Below are 3664 nucleotides of genomic sequence, written 5' to 3' on the forward strand. Positions count from 1 at the left end.
GGGGTCGGTTCCGGCTGAGGGCGAAATGACACCCTAAGCGTTAGCTCTGTGTCGTTGCACGATGTCAGCGACGGTATTCTTGCTGATACCGAGCTCGCGTGCGATCCAGCGATAGCTGCGTCCCTCGGCCCTCATCGCAACCACCTTAGGCAAAAGTCGGTCTGATTTTGGTCGCACTCCGGCCTGACGACCAAGCCTCTTACCACGTGCCTTCGCAACAGCAAGGCCTGACTTGACCCGCTCGCTGATGAGATCCCGCTCAAACTCCGCAATGCCGGAAAGAAACGTCGCCAGCATTCGTCCATACGGCGACGAAAGATCGAACGCCATTCCATTCATGGCTATCACGGAAACCTTCCAGTTCTCCAGTTCACGTAGCGTATTGAGCAGATCGAGCGTCGAGCGCCCCCACCGGGAAAGCTCAGTGACCAGGATTGCATCAATTTGTCTGGACTGGGCAAGCGCCAGGACTTTCTTTCGCTCGGCCAGGTCGAGTTTAGTTCCTGAACCTGTTTCCTTAAATATTCCCACCACGTCGTAGCCGGCACGGCCGGCGAAGGCTCGCAGATCAAATTCCTGGCGTTCACAAGACTGATCCGCTGTTGAAACCCGGCAGTAAATGGCGGCACGATGTCCCAATTGAACCCTCCTGGATTTTTGTATCGGAACGCCCTGATTTATATGGGCTGGCTGTTGTCCAAAACAGACTATACTTCAAAAGGGACGAATTTGTATGTCACGACGCCATATTTTCACCGAACGGCAGCGAGCAGCGCTGTTCGATCTGCCCACGGACGAACTGTCGCTACTGAAGTTCTACACGCTGGGCGATGATGACCTGGAAAACATTAGGCAGCGCCGCAGACCGGAAAACAGGATTGGCTTTGCCCTGCAACTTTGTGCCTTACGATATCCGGGCCGTGCACTGGCTCCTGGTGAGATGATCCCGCGTGAAGTCCTTTCCTTCGTCGGTGCTCAGCTTGGAGTTCCGGCTGATGCGCTTCTCACTTATGCCACACGGCGCCAAACCCGTCAGCAGCACATGGACACGCTGCGCGAAATTTACGGCTACAAGACCTTCACGGGCCGTGGTGCCCGTGATCTGCGGGAGTGGACTTTCGGCCAGGCCGAAGATGCCAGATCAAACGAGGATCTTGCTCATCGTTTTATTGTGCGGTGTCGGGAAACTTCCACCATTCTGCCCGCAGTATCGACAATCGAGCGCTTGTGCGCGGATGCTCTGGTCGCCGCTGAGCGGCGGATTGAAACGCGGATTGCGGAAAATTTAACAGCGGATGTTCGCGATCACCTGGACAAACTTCTGAGTGAAATGCTCGCCGGCAATATCAGTCGTTTCATCTGGCTTCGCAACTTCGAGGTTGGTAACAACTCGGCTGCTGCTAACCGTTTGCTCGACAGGCTCGAATTTCTGCGTACCCTGAATATCAATCATAGTGCTTTGGCCAGCATACCTGCCCATCGCATTGCCCGGCTGCGTCGGCAGGGTGAACGCTACTTCACCGACGGTTTGCGTGACATCACTTCGGACCGCCGCTGGGCGATCCTTGCCGTCTGTGTTGTGGAGTGGGAAGCGGCGATTGCTGATGCCATAGTCGAAACCCATGACAGGATCGTAGGAAAAACCTGGCGGGAAGCGAAGCGCCAGCATGACGAAACAATTTCCGGCTCTAAAGCCACACTCACGGATACGATCCGTACCTTCACCGCGCTGGGAGCTTCGTTGCTTGAGGCCCGCAGTGACGGAACCCCGCTGGAGATGGCTGTCGCCAGTTCGGTTGCATGGGACCGGCTCGCTCAACTGGTAGCGACAGGGACTCAACTCAGCAACACGCTAGCCGATGAGCCTCTTGCATATGTCGGGCAGGGATACCATCGCTTTCGTCGTTATGCGCCCCGCATGTTGCGCTGTCTGAAGCTCGAAGCCGCGCCGGTCGCCGGACCATTGGTAGCAGCAGCTTTGTCGATCGGAGAGATGAAAGGTGTTGCATCGCCAGAAAGGCGTTTCCTGCGGCCCAGCTCCAAATGGAACCGTCATTTACGAGCTCAGGAAAAAGGAGATACCCGTCTTTGGGAAGTGGCGGTACTCTTTCACCTCCGGGATGCTTTTCGTTCCGGAGATGTCTGGCTCGCTCATTCGCGCCGCTATGGTGACCTCAAGCAGGTACTGGTGCCGATGATCGCGGCGCAGGAAAATGCAAAACTGGCCGTGCCTTCCAACCCACAGGATTGGCTGGCAGACAGAAAGGCGCGACTCACGATCGCTCTTAAGCGGCTGGCCCGGGCTGCCCGTAACGGCACTATTCCGCACGGTAGCATAGAAGATGGAACGTTGCGGATAGACAGGTTGACAGCAGACGTGCCGGATGGTGCCGAGGCACTCATACTGGATCTGTATCGCCGAATGCCGTCCGTTCGGATTACCGACATGCTGCTTGAAGTTGATGCAGCCCTTGGTTTCACAGATGCGTTTACCCATCTGAGAACCGGGGCTCCATGTCGCGACCGGATCGGTCTGCTCAACGTCCTGCTCGCTGAAGGGCTCAATCTGGGCCTGCGTAAGATGGCGGAAGCTACAAACACGCATGATTACTGGCAGCTCTCACGCCTTGCCCGCTGGCATGTTGAAAGCGAAGCCATGAACCAGGCATTGGCAATTGTGGTGGCCGCGCAGGGTAAACTGCCGATGTCACGCGTCTGGGGGATGGGCACGTCAGCATCGAGCGATGGTCAGTTTTTCCCGACAGCGCGGCATGGCGAAGCCATGAACATGGTCAATGCCAAATATGGTTCTGTTCCCGGCCTCAAAGCGTATACTCACGTAAGCGACCAGTTCGCGCCATTCGCTTGTCAGTCGATCCCGGCGACCGTGAGCGAGGCACCGTATATTCTCGATGGACTACTGATGAACGAGGTCGGTCGCCATGTTCGCGAACAGTATGCCGATACAGCAGGATTCACCGACCATTTGTTCGGAGCCAGTAGCCTGCTCGGCTACAATCTCGTTCTGCGAATCAGGGATCTGCCATCGAAGCGGTTGTACGTATTTAATCCCGATACGACCCCCAGGGAGTTACGCAAGTTGGTAGGTGGAAAAGCCCGGGAGGATCTTATCGTTGCGAACTGGCCTGATATTTTCCGTTGTGCCGCGACGATGACCGCTGGCAAAATCAGGCCCAGCCAACTCCTGCGCAAGCTCGCTTCTTACCCACGACAAAACAACCTTGCAGTTGCGCTTCGTGAAGTTGGTCGTATTGAACGGACCCTTTTCATTATTGAGTGGATCCTGGATACGGACATGCAGCGGCGTGCTCAGATCGGTCTTAACAAGGGAGAGGCCCACCATGCGCTCAAAAATGCGCTCCGTATCGGGAGGCAGGGGGAAATTCGCGATCGCACGACAGAGGGGCAGCACTACCGAATCGCTGGGCTCAATTTATTGACTGCGGTGATCATTTACTGGAATACCGTCCATCTTGGTCATGCCGTCACGGAGCGGCGGAACGAAGGGTTGGATGTTCCCCCTGAATTTCTTCCCCACATATCCCCATTGGGCTGGGCGCACATTCTACTGACTGGCGAATATCTTTGGCCCAAGGAACCGAAAGCTTAGGGTGTCATTTCGCCCTCAGCCGGAACCGACCCC

The 3664-nt window shown here is 56.1% G+C and carries 2 protein-coding genes; one reads left to right on the forward strand and one right to left on the reverse strand.

The window, feature by feature from the left end:
* Positions 1-33: 33 nt before the first annotated feature.
* The gene (locus F9C28_RS19760; RefSeq protein ID WP_199016951.1) at positions 34-639 is read right to left on the reverse strand and encodes a recombinase family protein; all 606 of its coding nucleotides are present in this window, start codon (positions 637-639) and stop codon (positions 34-36) included.
* A 94-nt stretch (positions 640-733) separates the two neighbouring features.
* Between F9C28_RS19760 and F9C28_RS19765 the strand changes: the two genes are divergently transcribed.
* Positions 734-3631: a Tn3-like element Tn5403 family transposase gene (locus tag F9C28_RS19765; protein ID WP_001553819.1), complete on the forward strand. Its 2898-nt coding sequence runs from the start codon at positions 734-736 to the stop codon at positions 3629-3631.
* The last annotated feature ends 33 nt before the right edge of the window (positions 3632-3664 follow it).

Source organism: Shimwellia pseudoproteus (assembly GCF_016415625.1).
GTDB lineage: Bacteria > Pseudomonadota > Gammaproteobacteria > Enterobacterales > Enterobacteriaceae > Shimwellia > Shimwellia pseudoproteus.